The following is a 20,937-nucleotide window of genomic DNA, read 5'->3' on the forward strand; positions in this document are numbered from 1 at the left end:
GATAACTTGATGCTTAGAAATTTGAAATATTTTGTTAATTCTTAAATTTTGAGAGGCTAATTTCGCTAGATTTGGATTACAAAATCTAAACTCTAATTGATATGAACAAATTTTTAATAACCGGTTTGTTGATTTGCAGCACCTTGGGTGTGATCGGTCAGACCAAGAGCCCAATTAAATTTACCGCTAAGATTGCGAATAGAAACAGTGATACTTTAGTGATAAAAGGAAAGGATAATTTTAAACAGGTGATTCCAATTAATAAAAAGGGAATTTTTGTGGCTTCTTTTGATGCTCCTAAAGGGTTTTATATGTTTTCAGATGGAACGGAAGGTTCTAACTTGTATTTAAAACCGAATTCGGATGTTAATCTGACAATGGACGCTAAGGAGTTTGATGAAACAATTGTGTATAAAGGTAAAGGGGTTGAGGAAAGTAATTTTTTGGCTCAGCAGGCTTTAAATGATGAGAAGTTTCAAAAGGAGGCTTTTGTTAAGGAAGCTACAGAATTTGCATCGTTATTGGAAGCAAAGCTGAAAACGGATCTGGCAAGTTTAGAGAAAGGTAATTTTGATGCTGAGTTTACAACGGCTCTGAAAAAGAAATTTGAAAGTTTTAATCGTTATGCGGTTAGTGAATATGAAAGTGTAGCGAAAGCCAATAAGATGAAGGGAACTTTGTCTCCTGATTTTAATTATGAAAACCATAAAGGAGGAAAGACAAAGCTTTCTGATTTAAAAGGAAAGTATGTTTATATTGATCTTTGGGCTACCTGGTGCGCGCCATGCAGAGCTGAGATTCCGTATTTACAAAAACTGGAAGAAAAGTATCATGGAAAAAATATTGAGTTCGTGAGTGTATCTGTTGATAAAGCGAAGGATAATGAAAAATGGAAGAAGTTTGTGACGGATAAGAAGCTGGGAGGGATTCAATTGTTTGCTGATAAAGACTGGGAATCTGAGTTTGTAACTAGCTATGGTGTTACCGGAATTCCAAGATTTATTATTGTGGATCCAAGCGGTAAAGTAGTGAGCAGTGATGCGGAAAGACCTTCATCTCCAGAACTTCAGACGCAATTAGATGCCTTATTAAAGTAACTTATGTTTCAAATTACAAGTTTATAAAAGTTTTATATTTTTTTAGGAAATAGCAGTAAAACCAAGGCTTAAGCTTTGGTTTTTTTGTTTTTGAAAAATTTCCAATGTTAAGCTTTCATCTAATGTTACCAAATTGTTAAGTAAAAGTTTTTTTAATGTAAACAATTGATTATATTTGATAAAGATTTGATAACATTAATACCTAAAGATATGAAAAAGTGTGTAATTTTAGTTGCAATATTGTTCTCTGGAATTTTAGTTGCACAAGAGATAAAACCGGAATTGGAAGCTGTTGGAAATAGAGTAAAAGCTACGTATTACTATGAAAATGGTAGTGTTCAACAAGAGGGTTTCTTCAAAGACGGTAAGTTAGATGGTGTTTGGGTATCGTATGATACAAAAGGAAATAAGATGGCTGTTGGAGAATACACGGAAGGAGTAAAAACCGGAAAATGGATTTTCTTCAATGACAAAAATCTTTGCGAAGTGGCGTATGAAAACAGCAAAGTAACATCTGTTAAGAATTTGCAGAAAAATGCTTTAGCCAATAGAAATTAATAAGATTTCGAATGATTTATAGAACCGTCTCGTTTTTAACGAGACGGTTTTTTTTATGTCTTTGTATTTCGGTATTTTAGTTTTCTCCCGCAGATTTAGCAGATATTTTTGTTTGGTATACTGCAAAACAATCTAAATCTGCTAAATCTCCGGGAGTTAAAAAAACTCGTGGATAAATAAGTCAATAAAATGGAGGAGAGTTCTTTTTTATGCGCTGCTTTTTTTAGATTTTTTATTTCTTCCGTACCAGATGATAAAACCGGTTAAAGGAAGTGCGGCTGCAATTAAGCTTACGATAAAGGCCATAATTTTGCCGGGCAGGTTTAAGATTTGTCCCGTATGAATTCCATAGTTCATTTCGACAACCTGTAAACCCAACGTTTTCTTTTGGAACGGTTCGCTTTGAATCAGTTTTCCGGTGTTCGGATGAAAATAATAGTTGCTTTGATGGTCGTATCGTAAAGCATGCGGATAAGCTCCTGTTTCGATGATATTGCCTTTTTGTTGTGGAAAGGTAACAAAATACATTTCGGCATCGGGTTGAAGTTTTGCGGTTGTTGTAAAAGCGCGATCGACGGCAGTAACGGAGTTGTTATTGAATTTAGTGGTATCGATCACAGGGACTTTTATTTCCAGCGTTTTATCTCCCCCAAAATTGAACGTACTATAGATTCCGTCACCTACCCATTCGTAGGTAAAAGTTAAACCTGTTATGGCTATAATTACGGCAATTATCGAAATGTAAAATCCGGAAGTATTGTGCCAGTCGTAATTGACACGTCTCCATTTAGCGGACCATTTTACAGTAAAGCTTCGTTTGAGATCGCTTTTTCGTTTGGGCCACCATTGAATGAGTCCTGAAATTACTAATAAAATGAAGATGATGGTTGCGCTTCCAATGATATGTTTTCCTATATAATCCGGTAGGAGTAAATACAAATGAATGCGCTCGACAATAATGAAAAAGTCGGTATCGGGATCTTCGGTTTTCAGGTGTTTTCCTGTGTAGGGATTGAAGTAGAGGTATCGGTTTTCGATATCAGCATAGGTGTAAACAATTGCAGAACGATTTTTTCCGTAATACGAAACCATACTCGATTTGTAATTTGGAAGAATCTCTTTGGCTTTTTCCTTTAATACGGAGGGTAGAACAAAAGGTTTGTTCTGAGGTTCAACGATTCGCCATTCTTTGCGGGTGATGTCTTTTATTTCATCATGGAAACAAAAAATACAACCCGTAATACTGATAATAAAAACAATAAGCCCGGAAATTAATCCGAGCCATTTGTGTAGAAATCGTATTTGTGTTTTGAATCCCATTTTATCGTAAAACGCAAAATTATACGCAAAATCAATGGGGAGCAAGTAATTTTATTTATTTTTTAGAAACGGCTTCGTTTTTAGGTTTTAATGAATAGGCGACATAAAGGGTTATGGAGGCCAGGAATATCCAAAAAACATCCACAAAGAAGACCTGAATTCTGTTCTGCATGAAAGAGGTCCAAAACCAATTTCCGGAGACAATTCCGTTTGTAATTGGGATTAAAAAACCTAGTATACTTCCTGAAATTAAGCAGTATTTGTTGGTAAAAGCATCATTCTTTTTAAGGATGAAAAATACGGTAAGAATAAGCCATCCTATAAAGTAAACCATGTATAACTGATCTTGAGTAAGAGGGTGGAATATTTTAGCAGCAATAAAAGCAAAGGCCGTGATCGGGTACATGCTCAGGCATATGGCCAAATAAATACGAACGACTCCGGCATTAAAGCGTCTTTTCTTTTCGGGTAAGTTGTTTTTTTGTCTGGCGACTAACCAAATCATAACTCCCGAAATGATGACAAAACAGGTAATTATACCTAAAACGAAACTTACAATTTTGAGAGCGTAACCTCCGTAATCGCCAAAATGTATGCGGTATAGCACATTTTTTACGACATCTAAATAGCTTGTTTGGGTAATCGGATTTTTTCGGGCCATTTCTTTTCCGTCCGCAATTCGATACACAATCTTTCCAATTCCGGTGAATTTTTTATGACTTAACATTTGGCCTTCTACCAGAACGTGCATGTTGGCATCTCCGTAATTCTGAATGAAAACTCGGGTAATTTCAAAATCTTTCCAGCTGCTTTTTGTTTTCGCTACAAGCTGATCAATATTAAATGGGGCTGCTAATTTTTTATTATCGAATTTGTACTCAGGATCCTTATATTCCAGTTCTTTGTATAATTTGTCCTGATCGCCTTTGTATAAAGCCATTACTGCCGGTGCCACAATTAAGAGTTTAATCATGAAAAAGGTTCCGGTTACGGCATATACAAATTGAAAAGGCAAACCAATCATTCCTAAGGCGGTATGCGCATCTGTCCATAAGGTTTTTAGTTTTTCTTTTGGGCGGAAGATATAGAAGTTAGAGACGATTTTTTTCCAATGCAGTAAAAGCCCGGTTACGATGGCAAATAAAAAAAACAAAGCGGTGAAACCCGAAAGGTAATATCCAACCGGATAAGGAATTTGTGCCAGAAAATGCAAGCGGTATAAAAACTCTCCTAAAGAATAAGAATCTTCGTAAGTAAAGGTTTTGAAGGTTTTGGTATCAAGGTAGAAGAACGATCCTTCTTGTTGTTTTTTAGGGGCCAAAGTATCTTTTGTACCTTCCATATAAACAGCCACTCGTCGTTCCGTACTTGGTTTCGAAATGGTAATATTTCTTCCGTGTAAGACGTATTCTTTGTCTAGTTTTTGTAAAGCTGAAGTATAGTCGAGCTGGATTTCTTTGGTTAAAGCAGTAGATTCATTTCTTTCCCAATTGATGATTTCATCTCTGAAGAAAGAAAAGGACCCTGCGAAAAAAATCACAAAAAGCACTACACTAATCACAATTCCGCTAACGGTATGGGTATGAAAATAGATGTTGTAATTACGATTGTTCATGGATTATTTTGCTATTGGATTGTAGGTTTGACCCAGGTATATTAAAAGAGAGAAAAGGAAAGTAATAAGGATGTAGATTCCCCATATTTTCCATCCGTTTTTAGCCAGAAAGGCAACGACCATCAGGGCTACCCAGAGGATGAATCCGCTAAAAGCCATTGTCATCAATATATCGGCACGGCTGAACCAGGCTGCTAAAGCCAAATGAAAGGTGACTGAAACAAAGTAGCCGCCTAATATGGCAGCTGTAATTTTGGCAAATCTTTGCCATTTGGATTGGGTTAAATATTTTGGATTGGCCGGCATATTTTAATTAGAAATGAATTAGTAGTAATAAAATTCCAGTAGAGCTGCAAGTATAAAAAAACCGAGAATAGTAAAGCGGCTTATTTTTTTTAGAGGAGCCAAAATGATGATCAAACTCCCAATGGTCATGAGCTGAATAAAGAACATTAGGGTTCCGCAGCACAAAGATTGTGTGAACAGCCAGAGCGCATAAGCCAGTAAAAGAAGCCCCAGGCCTAAAAACCTGGTTGATTTAGGATTGCTTTTCATCCATTTTTCAAAGCCTAAATCATACGATAATGTGGCTCTTTTCGAGGTGTAGTACAGCGTGTAAAAAGCTAAAAAAACAATAAGACTTGCAATTGTGATCATGATTGATGAAATTTAAAAAACACCTTTCCTGTAAAGAAAGGTGTTTTTTTGATTTTTATTAGAATTTATAAGCGAAACTTGCTGCTACACTTCTCATGTTTCTTGGATGAATCGTAGACCATCCATCATAAGTATCTGCATTTGCAATGTTATCCATTTTTAAGGTTAAAGTGAATTTCTCTGCAGCATAGAAAATAGAAGAGTTTAATACGGTATATTCAGGTATCGTAAATGCTCCGGTTGTTTTTCTGTTCATGATTTTGTTATCACCCACATAATTTCCTCCAAAACCTAATCCGAATCCTTGTAACGGTCCTTCCAAAAATTTGTAGCTGGCCCAAAGATTCGCTAAATTTCTTGCTCCTGCGCTTTCCGGTCTGAAGTTTACAAATTCAGAATCACCAGCTGTAAGTACTGCATCATTATAGCTGTATCCAAATACAATATTTAAACCGGCAACAGGGTTAGAAACGATTTCAGCTTCGAAACCTTTGTTTCTCTGACCTCCATTTTGGTAAGAAGTAGAGTTTGTGGCATCGGTTCTGATGCTGTAAACCTGATCGGTAACTTTGATATCATAGTAACTGAAAGTGGCGTAAAGTTTGTCTTTGAAAAGGTTCAGTTTGGTACCAACTTCAAATTGATTGGCATGTTCCGGGTTGTAAATTCTTGGAGTTCTTACGCCGGCATTTAGGTCTTCACCCGGGGCGACGTTTGAGAATCCATCCATATAATTGGCGAAAACAGAAACTTTATCCAAAATCGGCTGATACACTAATCCGAATTTAGGAGAAAAAGCAGTTTGATTGTATCCTCCGTTGTCTGCGTTCATAAAACGGTCTACACGTACACTAGCCATTGCAGACAATGCAGGGGTAAAGTTGATTACGTCAGAAACATAAACACTGTACACTTCCTGTTTTGTTTTGTTGTTGTTTGTCTTTGCCTTTGCCAAAAGATCGTCAGTTCCGGCTTTTGATAAATTTCCGTTATCACCGGTTGTAATGTATTTTGTAGGGTCGGTAATTTTGAAAACATTTTCGTTTACGGTTTGTAAACTTGCGTTACCAATATAGATGCTTCCATTGGCAATATATCCTGTTCCGTTGTCTGTTGTAGCGTTGTTGAAGTAGTCAAAACCGGCAACAATTCTATTTCTCAACTTACCAATTTTAAAGTCACCAATAAAATTTTGTTGTATATCGGTGGTTAGTGTGGTGGAATTCTGGTAGTTTATAAAACGTCCTAACACAATACCTTCAGTGACTTTTGGATAACCTTTAGTTCCTTCGTATAAGTAAGAATAGTAGCCTTCTGATCTTGATGATCCTCTTGAAATAACAGTTTGAGAAGTCCATTCGTTATTAAACTTGTAAATCATCTGTCCTTGCAGATTGTAAGAAGGCGTTTCTATAGCAAGCTGGTTGCTGGTATAAGAACGTTTGTTATCATAACCTAGTTCTTTCATATTGTGAACTCTTAAAGGTGTCCCTCTGTCTAAAAACAACATGGTTGGATTGGTCGCTTTATTGTTCATGAATTCAGTATTAACAAAGAACGAAAGTTTATCGTTTACTTCGTAAGACAGAGAAGGGGCAAAAAAGAATGATTTTTTAAATCCGGCATCCTGAAAACTATTTTCATTGTGATAAGCAGAATTGATGCGCAGGTTTACTTTGTGCTCGTCGTCTAATGGGGTGTTGACGTCGGCAGTAACTCTGTTTAATCCGTAACTAGCTGTAGTGTAGTTTATTTCTCCTCCAAAATGATCGTAAGGTCTTTTGGTTGTAATATTGATTAATCCTCCGTAAGAAATAAGGCTGCTTCCAAACAAGGTTCCTGATGGTCCTTTGATGACTTCTATTCTGTCGATATTTGCAGGATCAAGGCTTCCGTTTGTTAATCCTGGTAATCCGTTAATCATGGTAGGCTGAACAGCAAAACCTCTTAGAGAAAAGTAGCCTGCACCATCATTTCCACGTCCTGTAGAAGCCCAAAGTGTGGTTAATCCCGGTGCGTTTTTAAGAGCGTCGTCGATATTGGTTACGACTTGTTCTTTTAGTAATTCGCCTGTAATAGTAGAATAAACTTGTGGGTTTTCAAGATTTTTAAGAGGTAATCTTGATACTTGTTGGTTTTCTTTGCGGGCTAATGGATTCTTTTTTCCGTGACCGTTGATTACAATTTCGTCCAGTTGTTCAGAATTGGAACTGATTGTGAAATCTTCAATTATTTCGTCTCCGCCATTAAGAGAAATACTTTTTTCTTTTGAAGAATGCCCAACCGCAGAAACTTTAATCACATAGTTTCCCGGTTTGATGTTTTTAATTTCGTAAAAACCTCTGCTGTCCGTATTGGTTCCTATTTTGGTCCCTTTTAAGATAATGGTCACATTATCTGCGGCCTGATTGTTAGTGAGGCTAATTTGTCCTTTTATGCTTGCTCTTTGCTGTGCCCACATGGTTGGAGTTGCAAGCAGTACAAAGAGAAAAGCCAAAATTGTTGTTGTGTATTTGGTTTTCATTATTATTTAGAATTGATTTTAATAGTGCAAATTTAAGTGCAGAATACAAATCAAACAAACTATTCTTATTTATTCTAAATAAAACAATTTTTAAAGGGTAAAATTTTTTATTGTTTAATTTTTTAACATCTTAAGTCGATTTTAAGTTAATATTAAGAAAAAAAACCTGCTTCAGTTAAGAAGCAGGTTTTGTATGATTGTTGAAAAGTATTACAATTACAATTCTAAAGCGCGTTTAGCATCTCCATTCATCAATAACTCTAATGGATTCTCTAAAGCTTCTTTTACAGCTACTAAGAAACCAACTGACTCACGTCCGTCGATGATTCTGTGGTCGTAAGAAAGTGCAACGTACATCATTGGGTGAATTTCCACTTTACCGTTTACAGCAATTGGACGCTCGATGATGTTGTGCATTCCTAAGATTCCTGACTGAGGAGGGTTGATGATTGGAGTACTCAACATACTTCCGAAAACTCCACCATTAGTAATAGTGAAAGTTCCTCCTGTCATGTCGTCAACGGTAATTTGACCGTCACGTGCTCTAAGCGCTAATCTTTTGATTTCAGCCTCGATTCCACGGAAAGTTAATAATTCAGCGTTACGAACTACTGGTACCATTAATCCTTTTGGTCCTGAAACTGCGATTGAGATGTCAGCAAAATCGTAAGCAATTTTGTAGTCACCATCCATCATAGAGTTAACATCAGGGTATAATTCTAAAGCTCTTGTAACTGCTTTTGTAAAGAATGACATGAATCCTAAACCTAAACCACCATGTTTTGCTTTGAAAGCATCTTTGTATTCGTTACGAATTTGGTTGATTGGTGTCATGTTTACTTCGTTGAAAGTAGTAAGCATAGCTGTTTCGTTTTTAGCCGAAACTAATCTCTCTGCTACTTTACGACGCAACATAGATAATTTTGTACGCTCAGTTCCACGGCTTCCTCCTGTTGGAGTTCCCATTGAAGGTACTGCATTTACAGCGTCATCTTTAGTGATTCTTCCACCTTTACCAGTTCCTGAAACTGAAGCCGGAGCAATGTTTTTCTCGTCTAATATTTTTCTTGCTGCCGGAGAAGGAGTTCCTGCTGCGTAACTGGTTGCTGCCGGAGCCTGAACCGGAGCAGCTTTTGGTGCCTCAGCTTTTACTTCCGCTTTTGGTGCTTCTGCCTTTGGAGCTTCAGCAGCCGGAGCAGATCCTGATGGTTTAGCTGCGTCAGTATCGATTAAACAAACTACAGCACCTACTGCTACTGTATCACCTTCTTCTGCTTTAAGCGTAATAACTCCGCTCATTTCAGCAGGAAGTTCAAGAGTAGCTTTGTCTGAATCAACTTCAGCAATAGCCTGATCTTTTTCTACATAATCGCCGTCTTTTACTAACCAAGTTGCGATTTCAACTTCTTTTATAGACTCCCCTGGTGAAGGGACTTTCATTTCTAAAATCATCTTATTTCTTTGTTTAAAGTTTATTTTGTTTAAAGTTTCAGGTTTTGTAGGGGCCCGAAACTTTAAACTTGAAACATTGTTTTTTATCTGAATAAATTTTTATCGAATACCATTCTGATAGCATCGGCATGACGACGTTTTGAACGTGTGTAACTTCCTGATGCCGGAGCAGAGTAAGCTTTCAATGAAGCTAATCTCCATTTCACAAGGTCAAAGTTCATCAACATAAAGCTATAAGCTCCCATGTTTTTAGGCTCTTCCTGTGCCCAAACGTAATCGTCAGCATTTGGATATTGTGCGATGATTTCTTTGATTTGCTCTACAGGGAAAGGGAACAATTGCTCGATACGAACCACTGCAACATCATTTCTTCCGTTGTTTTCTCTTTCAGCTACAATGTCGTAGTAGAATTTACCGGTACAGAATACTAAAGATTTTACGTCTTTTTTGTTTACTGTAGTATCGTCGATTGTTTCCTGGAAGCTTCCGTTTGCTAATTCCTCAACAGTAGATACGCATCTTGGATCACGTAATAAACTTTTTGGAGAGAAAACTACCAATGGTTTACGGAATTTCGTTTTCATCTGTCTTCTGATCAGGTGGAAGAAGTTAGCCGGTGTTGTACAATCGGCAACATACATATTGTGTCTTGCACAAAGTTGTAAGTAACGTTCCATTCTTGCAGAAGAGTGTTCCGCTCCCTGACCTTCATATCCGTGAGGCAATAATAAAACAATACCGTTTTGGTTGTTCCATTTGTCTTCTCCACAAGAAATATACTGGTCAATCATGATTTGGGCTCCGTTAGAGAAGTCTCCAAACTGTGCTTCCCAGATCGTTAAAGCATTTGGATTCGCTAACGCATATCCATAATCAAAACCAAGAACACCATATTCAGATAAAAGCGAGTTGAAAACGCCGAATTTTCCTTTTTTGTTCGCTATAGTGTCCAGTAAAATTACTTCTTCTTCAGAATCTTCCACTTTAACTACCGCATGACGGTGAGAGAATGTACCACGCTCTACGTCCTGACCGGAAATACGAACGTCAAATCCTTCTGTTAAAAGTGAACCGTAAGCCAATGCTTCTGCAGTTCCCCAATCAAGAGTGTTGTTGTCGTATCCTACTTTTCTGTCGGTAACAATTTTAGTGATCTTGTTGATGAATTTCTTGTCTGCCGGTAACGTTGAGATTGTATTGATGATAGAATCCAGTTCCTTCTTGTCAAAAGTAGTATCTGTTTTTCCTAACATTTGGGTATCTGTTACCTGAACAAATCCATTCCATTCATTTTGCATGAACGGAGTTATAATAGTCAAATCTTTTTTACGGGAAGCTTCTAAGTTTTCCTCTAAAGCAGATTTGTATTCTTTTTCTAAAGCATTTACATAAGAGGCATCGATTATGCCTTCAGACAATAATTTCTCTGCATAAATATCTCTTGGATTTTTATGTTTTGCAATGATTTTGTACAAGACAGGTTGTGTAAAACGAGGTTCATCACCTTCGTTATGACCGTACTTTCTGTATCCTAATAAATCGATAAATACGTCACGTCCAAATTGCATTCTGTAGTCTAATGCAAAAGAAACGGCATGTACAACAGCCTCAGCATCATCAGCGTTTACGTGTAATACTGGTGAAAGCGTTACTTTGGCAACATCTGTACAGTACGTAGACGAACGTGCATCTAAATAGTTAGTGGTAAAACCAACCTGATTGTTGATTACGATATGAATAGTACCGCCTGTTTTATATCCGTCAAGCAATGACATTTGAATGATTTCGTACAAGATTCCCTGACCTGCGATTGCAGCATCTCCGTGAACGGCAATAGGTAATACTTTAGAGAAATCGTTCGGATAGTATTTGTCTTGTTTTGCTCTTGTGATTCCTTCAATTACAGCTCCAACAGTTTCTAAGTGAGAAGGGTTTGGTGCTAAATTGATATTGATGTTTTTTCCTGTTCTTGTTTTTTTGTCGGCAGTAAGACCTAAGTGGTATTTAACGTCACCGTCAAAATACTCCTGATCGTAATCTTTACCGTCAAACTCACCAAAAATATCCTGAGTTGATTTTCCGAAGATGTTAGCCAAAACGTTCAGACGGCCACGGTGAGCCATTCCCATTACGAATTGTTCTACTCCTTTTTCAGCAGCCTGCTCGATCAAAGCGTCCAAAGCCGGGATGATAGATTCACCACCTTCTAATGAGAATCGTTTTTGACCTACATATTTAGTGTGTAGGAAGTTCTCGAAAGATACGGCCTGGTTTAATTTATTTAAGATTGTTTTCTTTTCGTCAGAAGAGAAGTTAGGCTGGTTTACGTTTACAGCCAATTTGTCCTGGATCCATTTTACAACGCCGGGATTTCTGATGTACATGTATTCGATACCAATGTGCTGGCAGTAAATAGTCTGAAGACGTGTAACAATGTCCTGTAGTGTAGAAGGAGCTACTCCGATTGCCTGAGCAGCATCAAAAACTGTTGAAAGATCAGCAGTTGTTAATCCGAAATTTTCAATGTCTAAAGTTGGAGACGATGTTCTGCGATCACGAACAGGGTTTGTTTTAGTAAACAAGTGCCCGCGAGTACGGTAAGCATCGATTAATTTTAGGACATTGAATTCTTTTTGTAATTTATCAGAAACTAAACTACAATCTACGTTGTCGTTTGTTACGTATTCAACGATTCGTTGAACCGGATTTTCGTCATTATAAGTCGTTTGTCCAAAATCGAAACCTTGAAAAAAACTTCTCCAGCTTGGCTCAACGCTATCTGGGTTTACTAAATACTGATCATATAATTGTGCGAAAAACTCTGTATGCGCTGCATTTAAAAATGAAAACCTATCCATAATATGAGTGAATATACTTTTTGTTAAATAGAATCGCAAAAGTACAACAATCACATTTATTTAAATCTTTTTTTTACGTACTTTTACGTAAAAATTTGTTAAAAATAGACCCAACTATGGATAAAAATCAAATTTCAATCGTTTTCAAAACTTTTTTTGTGATTTTGGCCGTCTCATTTTCGAGTTCTGCATTTGCACAGCAAAAATATGTCATAGACAACAGCAATCATTTTTGGGAGAAAGTTCAGTTTGGAGGAGGGCTTGGTTTAGGAATTGGTTCCGGATATACGGACATCTCGGTTTCACCAAGTGCCATTTATAATGTAAACGAAATTGTAGCGGTTGGTGTTGGATTGCAGTTTGGTTATTTATCTTCTAAAAACTATTACAGCTCTTTTGTCTATGGCGGAAGTGTGGTTGGACTCGTGAATCCGATTCCTGAAATTCAGTTGTCAGCAGAATTGGAACAGGTTCGTATAAATACAGACTATAAATCAACGGCCTATCGACCAAGTTACTCTGATGATTATTGGAATACCGCCTTATACCTCGGTGCGGGTTACCGAACCGGAAGTGTTACTATCGGAGCACGTTATGATGTTTTGTATGATAAAAATACAAGTCTTTACGGATCCGGATTTATGCCTTTTGTGAGAGTTTATTTTTAGAGGTGCTGAGGTGCTGAGATGCTAAGTTTCTAAGGTTTTTAAAATCCGAAAAAATTGAAGAGATATATTTTTATACTTATTGTCATTGTGTTTATGAGTTGTAATGACTCTAAAAAATCAAATCTTGAAATTCAAAAAGTTGTAAAAAAAGAATTACGACCTTTTTTTGATTCTGATAGAATTGATCATTACTTTGTGAATTACACTCTTGAAAGTATAATTGATTTTGAGAAAAAAAGTAAAAAATCAAAAAAACATCAGGAATTTGAAGATTTATTTATGGGATATTTTCCTGATAGTATTCCTAAAAGAGATTTTGAAGAAATTTTGATAAGTCATAATTATAAGAAATCGAATCTTACTATTAAACAGCAAAAGGAAATTGAAAATGTATTCAGTCAAAAAGATTCTCTACAAATGAGTGCTTATGCCTGTGTTCCTGAATACCGTGATATTTTTATCTTCAAAAAGAAAGAAAAGACAATTGGGATAGCAAAAATCTGTTTTAAATGTGGTCGTTTCCAAATTATCGGAAGTAAAATTGATACCCAGTATTTTGGACTTTTTGAGGAATTAGATAAATTACATAATATCGTTCGTCCCTATGAGAAAAAAAACATAGAGCCTTAGCGCCTTACTTATAATAATTTCGAAACCAAACCTTCTGCCATTCTCTTTTTAAAATCAAAAAAGAAACCTGCTCGGCTAAGATTACCAAATCAGAACCATCGAGTTTTTTGATTTCATTTTCAGGCACATCAATGATGTAAAGCAGATTGAGGTACTCCGCAAATTTGTACTGAATCATTCTGTAGATTTTCTCGTGAAGCTGAATCTTTAGTTCGTCGGGAGAAATACTCATCGGAAAATCTATTCCTTCGTTGGCCAAATTAAAGTCTTTGTTAATTTGCTCAATCAAACTTAAATATAGATTTTCGCTTTCGGCATCGGCCAATAAAATATCGGTATTTGCGGGGATTGGAAACATTGATGCTTTTTAAGAATTGACGCAAAGTTAAAACTAAAAAATCATTTAATGGTTGATTCTCTTTCAATGATTCTTGTAGGGAGTTCAATAATTTGATGCGTCACCGGACGATGTTCTTTCAGGTCTACTATCTCATCGATTAAAAGAGAAACGGCTTGATGGCCCATTTCAAAGCCTGGCTGGTCAATTGTTGTTAATTTAGGCGATATAACCGTACTCATAAACCAATTGCTAAAGCCAAAAACCGCTACCTGTTCCGGTGTTTTGATTCCGGCCTCATTAAAGTATTTGATAATTCCGATAGCGACCATATCAGTAATGGCAAAAATCGCGTCTATGTCCGGGTGTTCCGTCATTATTTTCTGGGCATTTTCGTAACCGTCTTCAAAATCGGTATTGTTATCGCACACGTAAACCAGTTTGGAATCATATTCAATTCCGTGTGCTTCCAAAGCTCTTTTGTACCCTAAGAAGCGATCAATGGAATTTTGCGGAACATAAGAACCTCTAAAATGTGCGATCTTTTTGAATCCTTTATTAATAAGATAGGAAACGGCGTCGAATGCCGCTTTGGCATCATTGATCACGACTTTGGAACAATCGACTCTTTTGGCAATTTTATCAAATAAGACAACGGGTGTATTTTTACGGATGGCATCATTAATATGAGTAAAATCATCCGTTTCGTTAGAGAGCGACATTAAAACCCCGTCAACACGTTTTTGAATTAATAGGGCCAGCTGTTTTTTCTCCAGTTCGTATTTTTCGTTGGATTGTAATATAATAACGAGATATCCTCTTTTTTCGGCTTCTTCGAGAATACCATTTAAGACGCTGGAGAAGAAATGATGCACGGTAGCCGGAATGATTACGCCAATTGTTTTGGTTTCGTTGGTTCTCAGATTTACCGCAACCGAATTGGGCATGTAATTCATGGTTTCGGCCATTTCGATCACACGGGCACGTGTAGACTTACTAATGTCGGTATAGCCTTTTAATGCCTTTGAAACCGTGGTAACCGAAATTCCCAATGCCGATGCTATATCTATTAATTTGGTGTCATTCATGAAATAAAAGTACTAAAAAATAAAGTGTATTGATAAAAAATTAACTTCCGAAAACGTTTTAGGGGATTTCGAAAACGTTTTCGATTTAGAATTCTTAAATTAGAGTTAATTCCTTGAGTAAGTTTACATTTCATAAATGAAAGATTAACTAACTAAACCAAAAAATCATGAAACAGCAACATTCTTATTTAGGCATATTATTTTTGATATTGTGCTTAATCTCTGTTCCAAACCATCTGTTTGCACAGAATAAAAATACCGTTTCCGGAAAGGTACTTGATGATAGCGGACAAACGATTCCAGGAGCCAATGTTTCGCTTAAAGGAACAGATAAAAATACGATTACAGATGAAAACGGAAGATTTGTATTTTCCAATATTTCCGCAGGAGATTACACCATTGTAGCGACCAATGTGGGCTATAAAACCTTTGGAAAACAAATCACCGTAAAAGAAGGAGAATCTTTAGAGGTTAATTTACTTCTGGAAGGAGAATCGCAAAGTTTGAAAGAAGTGGTCGTAACAGGATCTTCAAGTCCGAGGTCGAAATTAGAATCCAGTGTGGCCATTACCACCATGGGGGCTAAGGCTATCGAAGACAGAGCGCCGGCAAGTACGGCTGCTTTATTGCAAACGATTCCCGGATTTGTTGTAGAAGCCTCGGGAGGAGAAATTGGAAATAACCTTTTTGCAAGGGGGATCCCGTCTGCTGGAGCCTATGAGTATGTGCAGATTCAGGAAGACGGATTGCCTGTTTTTGAAGATGGAGCTTTGCAGTTTGCAAATGCCGATACTTTTTACAGACTAGACGAAACGGTGAGTAAAATGGAGGCAGTTCGTGGAGGTTCGGCATCTATTTTTGCCAATAATGCGCCGGGAGGAATCATCAATTTTATTTCGAAGACAGGACAGAATGACTTTCAGGGAAGGGCTAAATTCTCGACTTCAGATTATGGAATGTTCAGAACCGACCTTAATTTATCGGGGGCTTTAATTCAGGATAAATTGTTCTTTAATGTTGGAGGTTTTTACAGAGCTGATAATGGGGTAAGAAATACTGGTTTTACCGCTAATAAAGGAGGACAGATAAAAGGAAACATCACGTATAAATTTGATGATAACGATTATTTGAGAATTAATTTCAAACATCTGGATGACAGAAATGCGTTCTATTTACCGATTCCATTAAAAAGTAACAATGGTAAAATCGAAGGAATTCCGGGTTTTAATCCAAATTACGGAACCTTGACGTCAGTAAATTTCAGTCGTTTAAATGTACCACAATATGGTGGCGGAACTTTTAGTGCAGATTTAGAAGACGGTTCTCATCCGATTATCAATTCGATTGGTGCTGAATTCAAAAAGAAGATATCGGAGAAAGTGACGTTCAAGAATGCATTCAAACAAACCAATATCAATTTGAATTACAATGCTATTTTTCCAAATGGCGGTCCATGGACACAAGATGCTTATGCAACAGGAGTTCAGAATACAACGGCTAGTAACCTGACCTATTCTTATGTGGATAATGGAGCAACTCTTGACCCGAATGCTTTAATTATGAGAGCAGATCTTTGGCACATCGAGAAAAAGATGAACAATTTTGCGAACAATTTCTCTTTTGCGTTTGATTTAGATCCTGTAAAACTGACTGCAGGTTACTATTATTCCAACTGGAAATCGAATCAATACTGGAACTGGAATTCGTATTTAGTGGGAGTTTCAGACAATCCGAGATTGTTAAATGTAAAAGACAATACATCAGGCGTAAATCATACCTGGAATGGGGTGGAGAGAATTACTTGGTTAGAAAGAGACGCACAAACCAAAGGAGTTTTGAATGATGTTTATGCCGATGCCGAAATTAAAGCGACAGACAAGCTGACTTTCAATGCCGGTTTACGATACAACAAAGACAAATATTCAGGGTACCGAGACAATGCTCGTTTTTTTGCAGAGAATTTAGGAGTTTTAAACAATAATACGGCCGATGATAAGGTAACAACGGTAAAAGGAAATCCGTATACGTATTGGAGATATGATGTGAGTGAATGGTCGTATACCGCTGCCGGAAACTATAAGTTCAATGACAATATGGCTTCGTATGTACGTTACAGCCACGGTTTCAGATCGCCTATCGAAGAGTCTTTTTATGATAATGCAGCCGATTTGAGCAAACTGGAAAACACCGAAGTAAATCAGTTTGAGCTGGGGTATAAATATTCTAATTCTTTCTTCAATGTAAATGCCAACCTGTTTCATATGAATTTGAAAAATGTTGCCTTTACGGATATTTTATCGGATGGATCTTCTGAGAATAAATTCGCCGATGTAAACAATATTGGTCTTGAAGTAGAAACCAATGCCAGATACAAAATGGTAAAAATGAACTTTACTTTCACCGTTCAAAAACCGGAGTACGATAATTTTACGGGTACCAACGCTGACGGATCTACTTTTAATTTTAACGGAAACACAGCCAGAAGAATTCCTAAGTTTTTCTGTAACTTAAGACCGGAAGTTGATATTACAAAAGATTTTACAGCGTATGTGCAGTTCTCTTATTATGATAAAAAATTCACGAATCAGGACAATAAACAAGTTTTGCCGGCTTATAAAGAAGTGGGGGCAGGATTAAATTATACCTATCATAATCTTCGTTTTGCGGTTGATGCTTCAAACTTGTTCAATGAAATTGGTTTAACCGAAGGTGACCCAAGACAGACTACCTCTGCAGCAAGCGATGTGTTTATGGCAAGACCAATTTTAGGACGTGCCTTTAGATTTTCGGTGGCGATTAACTTTTAAGAGATGTGGGAGGTGAAATGTAAGATGTGAGGTGTAGAGTATGTTCGAAACCTGAAACTTGAAACTTGAAACTTGAAACCTGAAACTTGAAACATTTCATCAACTAAAAAACAAACCAATAAGTACATGAAAAACATAGGAATCAAAATTTCACTTTACCTCAATTATTTTGTCTTCGCTATTCTACTGAATAGCGTAGGCATTGTGATTTTGAAATCGCAGAAAAATTATGGAGTAGATGAAGTTCAGGCGAGTATTTTAGAAGCGTTTAAGGACATGCCTATTGCGATTGTTTCCTTTTTTATAGCCTCTTTTTTGCCCAGAATAGGCTATCGAAAATCCATGCTGATTGGTTTGGGGCTGGTTACTTTGGCTTGTGTTTCCATGTATTTTGGAAATTCATTTGACAATGCTAAAATTCTCTTTGCAACCGTTGGAGTTTCGTTTGCCTTGATTAAAGTTTCGGTTTATTCCCTAATTGGTACCGTGACCGAAACCAAAAAGGAACACAATGCATTGATGAGCAGTATTGAAGGTTTTTTTATGGTTGGAATCGCACTGGCCTATTTTCTGTTTCCGGCTTTTAATAAGGAAGAAGATCCCAATTCGTGGCTAAATGTGTATTGGTTTCTGGCCGGATTGTCGTTGCTGTCGTTTCTGTTTTTGTTCTTTGTGAAATTTGAAGAAACCGAAGTCGCCGCGGGAGCAGATCTCAGAGACGATTTCATGCAAATGTTCCGTTTAATGGCGAAATTGCTAACGGTTATTTTTGTCATCAGTGTCTTTTTGTTTGTAATGATTGAACAGGGAATCCTCTCGTGGCTGCCTACATTCAATACCAAAGTGCTGCATTTGCCGGAGAATATAAGCATTATGATGGCTAGTATTTTGGCCATTTCATTGGCAGCCGGAAGGATGATTGCCGGAATAGTAACTAAAAAAGTGGGCTGGCTCTGGGTGCTAAGTTTCTGTATTGTTTCAGCCATGCTGATTGTGGTTTTTGTACTTCCAAAAACCGTCGGATTAGAAGTAAAAAGTATCAATACCCTGGCAGACATACCTTTAATTGGTTTCGCATTTCCTTTAATCGGATTGTTTATTGCACCAATTTATCCGTTGTTAAATTCAATTGTATTGAGTGCGCTGCCTAAAAATCTGCAAAGTTCGATGACAGGGTTAATTGTGATTTTTTCGGCTCTTGGCGGAACATTAGGCTCTAGAATAACAGGTTGGCTGTTTAAAAATGAAGGACCGGAAAAGGCATTTTATTTTACATTAATTCCAATGTCTTTATTATTAGTGTCCTTTTTTATTCTTAAAAAAATAACTGCAAAAGATGAAATTTAAATTACATATATCCCAAACTATCGAAAAACTATTGGCTCAGGAGGATACTGACGGCGATAAAAAAATAACGATTGATGATCATGGTCCGAAGCGATTTTTACTGAATGGTGAAGAGGGAAATTCAATCCTTATTGAAGGAACCTATCAGCTTTCCAACTTATTGCAGGAATTGGCTTTGGCTAAAAAAGAAAATACGGAATTTGCCGAAATCAGTCTCGATCAAATTGTAGAAGATCCTGTAAAAAGAATCTCCGGAAAAATAAAAAACCTGTACTGGAAAGGGCTAACACGTACAATCGATGCCAATGGGGTGAAAAAAATACTGGAAGACAATAAAATAGAAAACGCTATTTCGTATTTGTACGTGCCTTTTGGAGATGAAATTGTTTTTGATTATTTCAAAAAACTGGAAGCTGTAACTCCAAAGTTAAAAGTGGTACAAATGCCGAAACATATTTCACCGGAGTATGTATTGTCGCTCAATCAAAAACCGGGCATACTGGCTTTGGCACTTCAAATTAAAAACAATGAAATTTCGGGAGTGCCTTTTGTAGTTCCCGGTGGAAGGTTTAATGAAATGTATGGCTGGGACAGTTATTTTATTGCCAAAGGACTTTTAATCGATGATAAAATAGAGCTGGCTCTGGGAATTGCAGAGAATTTTAAATACCAGATTGATCATTACGGAAAAATACTAAATGCCAACCGGAGTTATTATTTAACCCGTACGCAGCCTCCGCTTTATACGTCCTTGATCAGAGATGTTTTAGAAAAATCGAATCTGGATATTTTCTGGATTGAAAGACATTTAAAAACGGCCATTAAAGAATATCTGACGGTTTGGATGGAGGAAGGCAAAAGGCTAACCGCTAATGGGTTAAATCGCTATAAAGCCGAAGGAATTGGGCTTCCGTTTGAAGTAGAAGAGGGGCATTTTGATGATATTCTGGAGCAATACGCACCAAAATACAATTTGTCTACCCGCGAATTCGAAAAAAAATATCTGGAAAGGGAAGTGGTCGATGTCGAACTGGATAAGTATTTTATTCACGACCGAAGCATGCGCGAAAGCGGTCATGATACGACTAACAGACTGGTTGGAATTTGTGCCAATTTAAATACCGTTGCGATCAACAGTCTGCTTTATAAATATGAAACAGATATTGCGTTTTTGATTAGGAAGTATTTTAAAAACGAATTTCAATATTTTGAAGACCAGTCTTTTTCAACCGAATATTGGCTAACGAAAGCAGCTTCGAGAAAAGAAAAAATCAATCAATTGTGCTGGAATTCAGAATATGGATGTTATCTGGATTATAATTTTGTAAATGAAAAGCAGCATTTTTTTGAGGCTGCAACTACTTTTTACCCGCTTTGGGCCAAAATAAGCACACCCGAACAAGCTGATATTCTGGTAAAAAAGACCCTTCCAAAATTTAAGATGAAAGGCGGAATTGCCGGAAGTACCAAAGAATCTATTGCAGCTATAGACGAAAACGCACCTGTGCGTCAATGGGATTATCCGTTTGGATGGGCACCACATCAAATGCTTTTGTGGGAAGGTTTGCTGAATTATAATTTTAATGAAGAAGCACAGGAAATGGTGTATCGCTGGCTTTGGCTGATTACCAGAAATGCAGTGGATTATAACGGAACCATTCCGGAAAAGTTTGATTTATCGATCAGTTCGCATAAAATCTTTGCAGAATATGGAAACGTCGGAACCGAATTTGACTTTATCCCCGAAGAAGGTTTCGGATGGATGAATGCTTCTTACCAGTATGGTTTAACCATTTTGGAAGAAGATTTAAAACAAAAATTATCAGAGTTGGTTGATCCGGATGTACTTTTTTAGTTAAAAGGGGGCTTCGACTTCGCTCAGCCGGACACAATAATTTAAATGATAACGTTGTGTCCGGCTGAGCGAAGTCTATTATCAAGCCGAGATTCGACTGTCACGCTGAGCGAAGTCAAATCTC

16 protein-coding genes are annotated in these 20,937 nt (G+C 37.1%); 7 read left to right on the forward strand and 9 right to left on the reverse strand.

Features of this window, described 5'->3' with window-relative positions; all coding sequences use genetic code 11:
- Positions 1-101 precede the first annotated feature (101 nt).
- Positions 102-1,097 (forward strand): TlpA disulfide reductase family protein, encoded by a 996-nt coding sequence (locus M4I44_RS05585; protein ID WP_249966743.1) that lies wholly within the window; start codon positions 102-104, stop codon positions 1,095-1,097.
- A 210-nt stretch (positions 1,098-1,307) separates the two neighbouring features.
- On the forward strand, positions 1,308-1,655 hold the full coding sequence (locus tag M4I44_RS05590) for a toxin-antitoxin system YwqK family antitoxin (RefSeq protein ID WP_017494612.1): 348 nt from the start codon (positions 1,308-1,310) through the stop codon (positions 1,653-1,655).
- A 207-nt stretch (positions 1,656-1,862) separates the two neighbouring features.
- On the opposite strand, the gene M4I44_RS05595 is transcribed toward M4I44_RS05590, so the two are convergent.
- From M4I44_RS05595 to M4I44_RS05625, 7 genes are all read right to left on the reverse strand, one after another.
- A complete protein-coding gene (locus M4I44_RS05595; RefSeq protein WP_249966744.1) occupies positions 1,863-2,975 on the reverse strand; it encodes a PepSY domain-containing protein in 1,113 nt (370 codons plus the stop codon).
- Positions 2,976-3,030: 55 nt separating this feature from the next.
- Positions 3,031-4,590: a PepSY domain-containing protein gene (locus M4I44_RS05600; protein ID WP_249966745.1), complete on the reverse strand. Its 1,560-nt coding sequence runs from the start codon at positions 4,588-4,590 to the stop codon at positions 3,031-3,033.
- 3 nt (positions 4,591-4,593) lie between these two features.
- Positions 4,594-4,896, reverse strand: coding sequence for a hypothetical protein (locus M4I44_RS05605; RefSeq protein ID WP_249966746.1), 303 nt, complete (start codon positions 4,894-4,896; stop codon positions 4,594-4,596).
- Between the two features lie 18 nt (positions 4,897-4,914).
- Positions 4,915-5,247, reverse strand: coding sequence for a hypothetical protein (locus M4I44_RS05610; RefSeq protein ID WP_017494616.1), 333 nt, complete (start codon positions 5,245-5,247; stop codon positions 4,915-4,917).
- Positions 5,248-5,305: 58 nt separating this feature from the next.
- Entirely contained in the window at positions 5,306-7,771 is a 2,466-nt protein-coding gene (locus M4I44_RS05615; RefSeq protein WP_249966747.1) for a TonB-dependent receptor, read from the reverse strand.
- Between the two features lie 216 nt (positions 7,772-7,987).
- Complete coding sequence (odhB, locus tag M4I44_RS05620; protein ID WP_017494618.1) at positions 7,988-9,223, reverse strand: 2-oxoglutarate dehydrogenase complex dihydrolipoyllysine-residue succinyltransferase; 1,236 nt, start codon at positions 9,221-9,223, stop codon at positions 7,988-7,990.
- Positions 9,224-9,306: 83 nt separating this feature from the next.
- Positions 9,307-12,081 (reverse strand): 2-oxoglutarate dehydrogenase E1 component, encoded by a 2,775-nt coding sequence (locus M4I44_RS05625; protein ID WP_249966748.1) that lies wholly within the window; start codon positions 12,079-12,081, stop codon positions 9,307-9,309.
- Positions 12,082-12,197: 116 nt separating this feature from the next.
- On the opposite strand from M4I44_RS05625, the gene M4I44_RS05630 reads away from it, so the two are divergent.
- Both M4I44_RS05630 and M4I44_RS05635 read left to right on the forward strand, forming a co-directional pair.
- A complete protein-coding gene (locus M4I44_RS05630) occupies positions 12,198-12,749 on the forward strand; it encodes a hypothetical protein (RefSeq protein ID WP_017494620.1) in 552 nt (183 codons plus the stop codon).
- 54 nt (positions 12,750-12,803) lie between these two features.
- Positions 12,804-13,379, forward strand: a complete 576-nt coding sequence (locus M4I44_RS05635) for a hypothetical protein (protein WP_249966749.1) — start codon at positions 12,804-12,806, stop codon at positions 13,377-13,379.
- A gap of 4 nt (positions 13,380-13,383) precedes the next feature.
- Here M4I44_RS05635 and M4I44_RS05640 read toward each other — a convergent pair whose 3' ends face one another.
- Positions 13,384-13,737: a hypothetical protein gene (locus tag M4I44_RS05640; RefSeq protein WP_070906103.1), complete on the reverse strand. Its 354-nt coding sequence runs from the start codon at positions 13,735-13,737 to the stop codon at positions 13,384-13,386.
- A gap of 41 nt (positions 13,738-13,778) precedes the next feature.
- On the reverse strand, positions 13,779-14,804 hold the full coding sequence (locus M4I44_RS05645) for a LacI family DNA-binding transcriptional regulator (protein WP_249966750.1): 1,026 nt from the start codon (positions 14,802-14,804) through the stop codon (positions 13,779-13,781).
- A 167-nt stretch (positions 14,805-14,971) separates the two neighbouring features.
- Here M4I44_RS05645 and M4I44_RS05650 point away from each other — a divergent pair, with 167 nt between their 5' ends.
- The 3 genes from M4I44_RS05650 (at position 14,972) to M4I44_RS05660 (ending at position 20,813) form a co-directional block, all read left to right on the forward strand.
- Positions 14,972-17,611 carry a TonB-dependent receptor gene (locus tag M4I44_RS05650; protein ID WP_249966751.1) on the forward strand — a complete coding sequence of 880 codons (2,640 nt, stop codon included), beginning with the start codon at positions 14,972-14,974 and terminating at the stop codon, positions 17,609-17,611.
- Between the two features lie 126 nt (positions 17,612-17,737).
- A complete protein-coding gene (locus M4I44_RS05655; protein WP_017494625.1) occupies positions 17,738-18,958 on the forward strand; it encodes a sugar MFS transporter in 1,221 nt (406 codons plus the stop codon).
- Positions 18,948-20,813, forward strand: coding sequence for an alpha,alpha-trehalase (locus tag M4I44_RS05660; protein ID WP_249966752.1), 1,866 nt, complete (start codon positions 18,948-18,950; stop codon positions 20,811-20,813). The genes M4I44_RS05655 and M4I44_RS05660 overlap by 11 nt, the downstream gene beginning before the upstream one ends.
- Positions 20,814-20,937: the final 124 nt, after the last annotated feature.

The organism is Flavobacterium sp. B183 (genome assembly GCF_023539155.1).
GTDB classification, from domain to species: Bacteria; Bacteroidota; Bacteroidia; order Flavobacteriales; family Flavobacteriaceae; genus Flavobacterium; species Flavobacterium tructae.

Coding starts and splice junctions, on each gene's coding strand:
- M4I44_RS05585 (WP_249966743.1), top strand. CDS start 102: ATGAACAAATTTTTAATAACCGGTTTGTTGATTTGCAGCACCTTGGGT.
- M4I44_RS05590 (WP_017494612.1), top strand. CDS start 1,308: ATGAAAAAGTGTGTAATTTTAGTTGCAATATTGTTCTCTGGAATTTTA.
- M4I44_RS05595 (WP_249966744.1), bottom strand. CDS start 2,975: ATGGGATTCAAAACACAAATACGATTTCTACACAAATGGCTCGGATTA.
- M4I44_RS05600 (WP_249966745.1), bottom strand. CDS start 4,590: ATGAACAATCGTAATTACAACATCTATTTTCATACCCATACCGTTAGC.
- M4I44_RS05605 (WP_249966746.1), bottom strand. CDS start 4,896: ATGCCGGCCAATCCAAAATATTTAACCCAATCCAAATGGCAAAGATTT.
- M4I44_RS05610 (WP_017494616.1), bottom strand. CDS start 5,247: ATGATCACAATTGCAAGTCTTATTGTTTTTTTAGCTTTTTACACGCTG.
- M4I44_RS05615 (WP_249966747.1), bottom strand. CDS start 7,771: ATGAAAACCAAATACACAACAACAATTTTGGCTTTTCTCTTTGTACTG.
- odhB (WP_017494618.1), bottom strand. CDS start 9,223: ATGATTTTAGAAATGAAAGTCCCTTCACCAGGGGAGTCTATAAAAGAA.
- M4I44_RS05625 (WP_249966748.1), bottom strand. CDS start 12,081: ATGGATAGGTTTTCATTTTTAAATGCAGCGCATACAGAGTTTTTCGCA.
- M4I44_RS05630 (WP_017494620.1), top strand. CDS start 12,198: ATGGATAAAAATCAAATTTCAATCGTTTTCAAAACTTTTTTTGTGATT.
- M4I44_RS05640 (WP_070906103.1), bottom strand. CDS start 13,737: ATGTTTCCAATCCCCGCAAATACCGATATTTTATTGGCCGATGCCGAA.
- M4I44_RS05645 (WP_249966750.1), bottom strand. CDS start 14,804: ATGAATGACACCAAATTAATAGATATAGCATCGGCATTGGGAATTTCG.
- M4I44_RS05650 (WP_249966751.1), top strand. CDS start 14,972: ATGAAACAGCAACATTCTTATTTAGGCATATTATTTTTGATATTGTGC.
- M4I44_RS05655 (WP_017494625.1), top strand. CDS start 17,738: ATGAAAAACATAGGAATCAAAATTTCACTTTACCTCAATTATTTTGTC.
- M4I44_RS05660 (WP_249966752.1), top strand. CDS start 18,948: ATGAAATTTAAATTACATATATCCCAAACTATCGAAAAACTATTGGCT.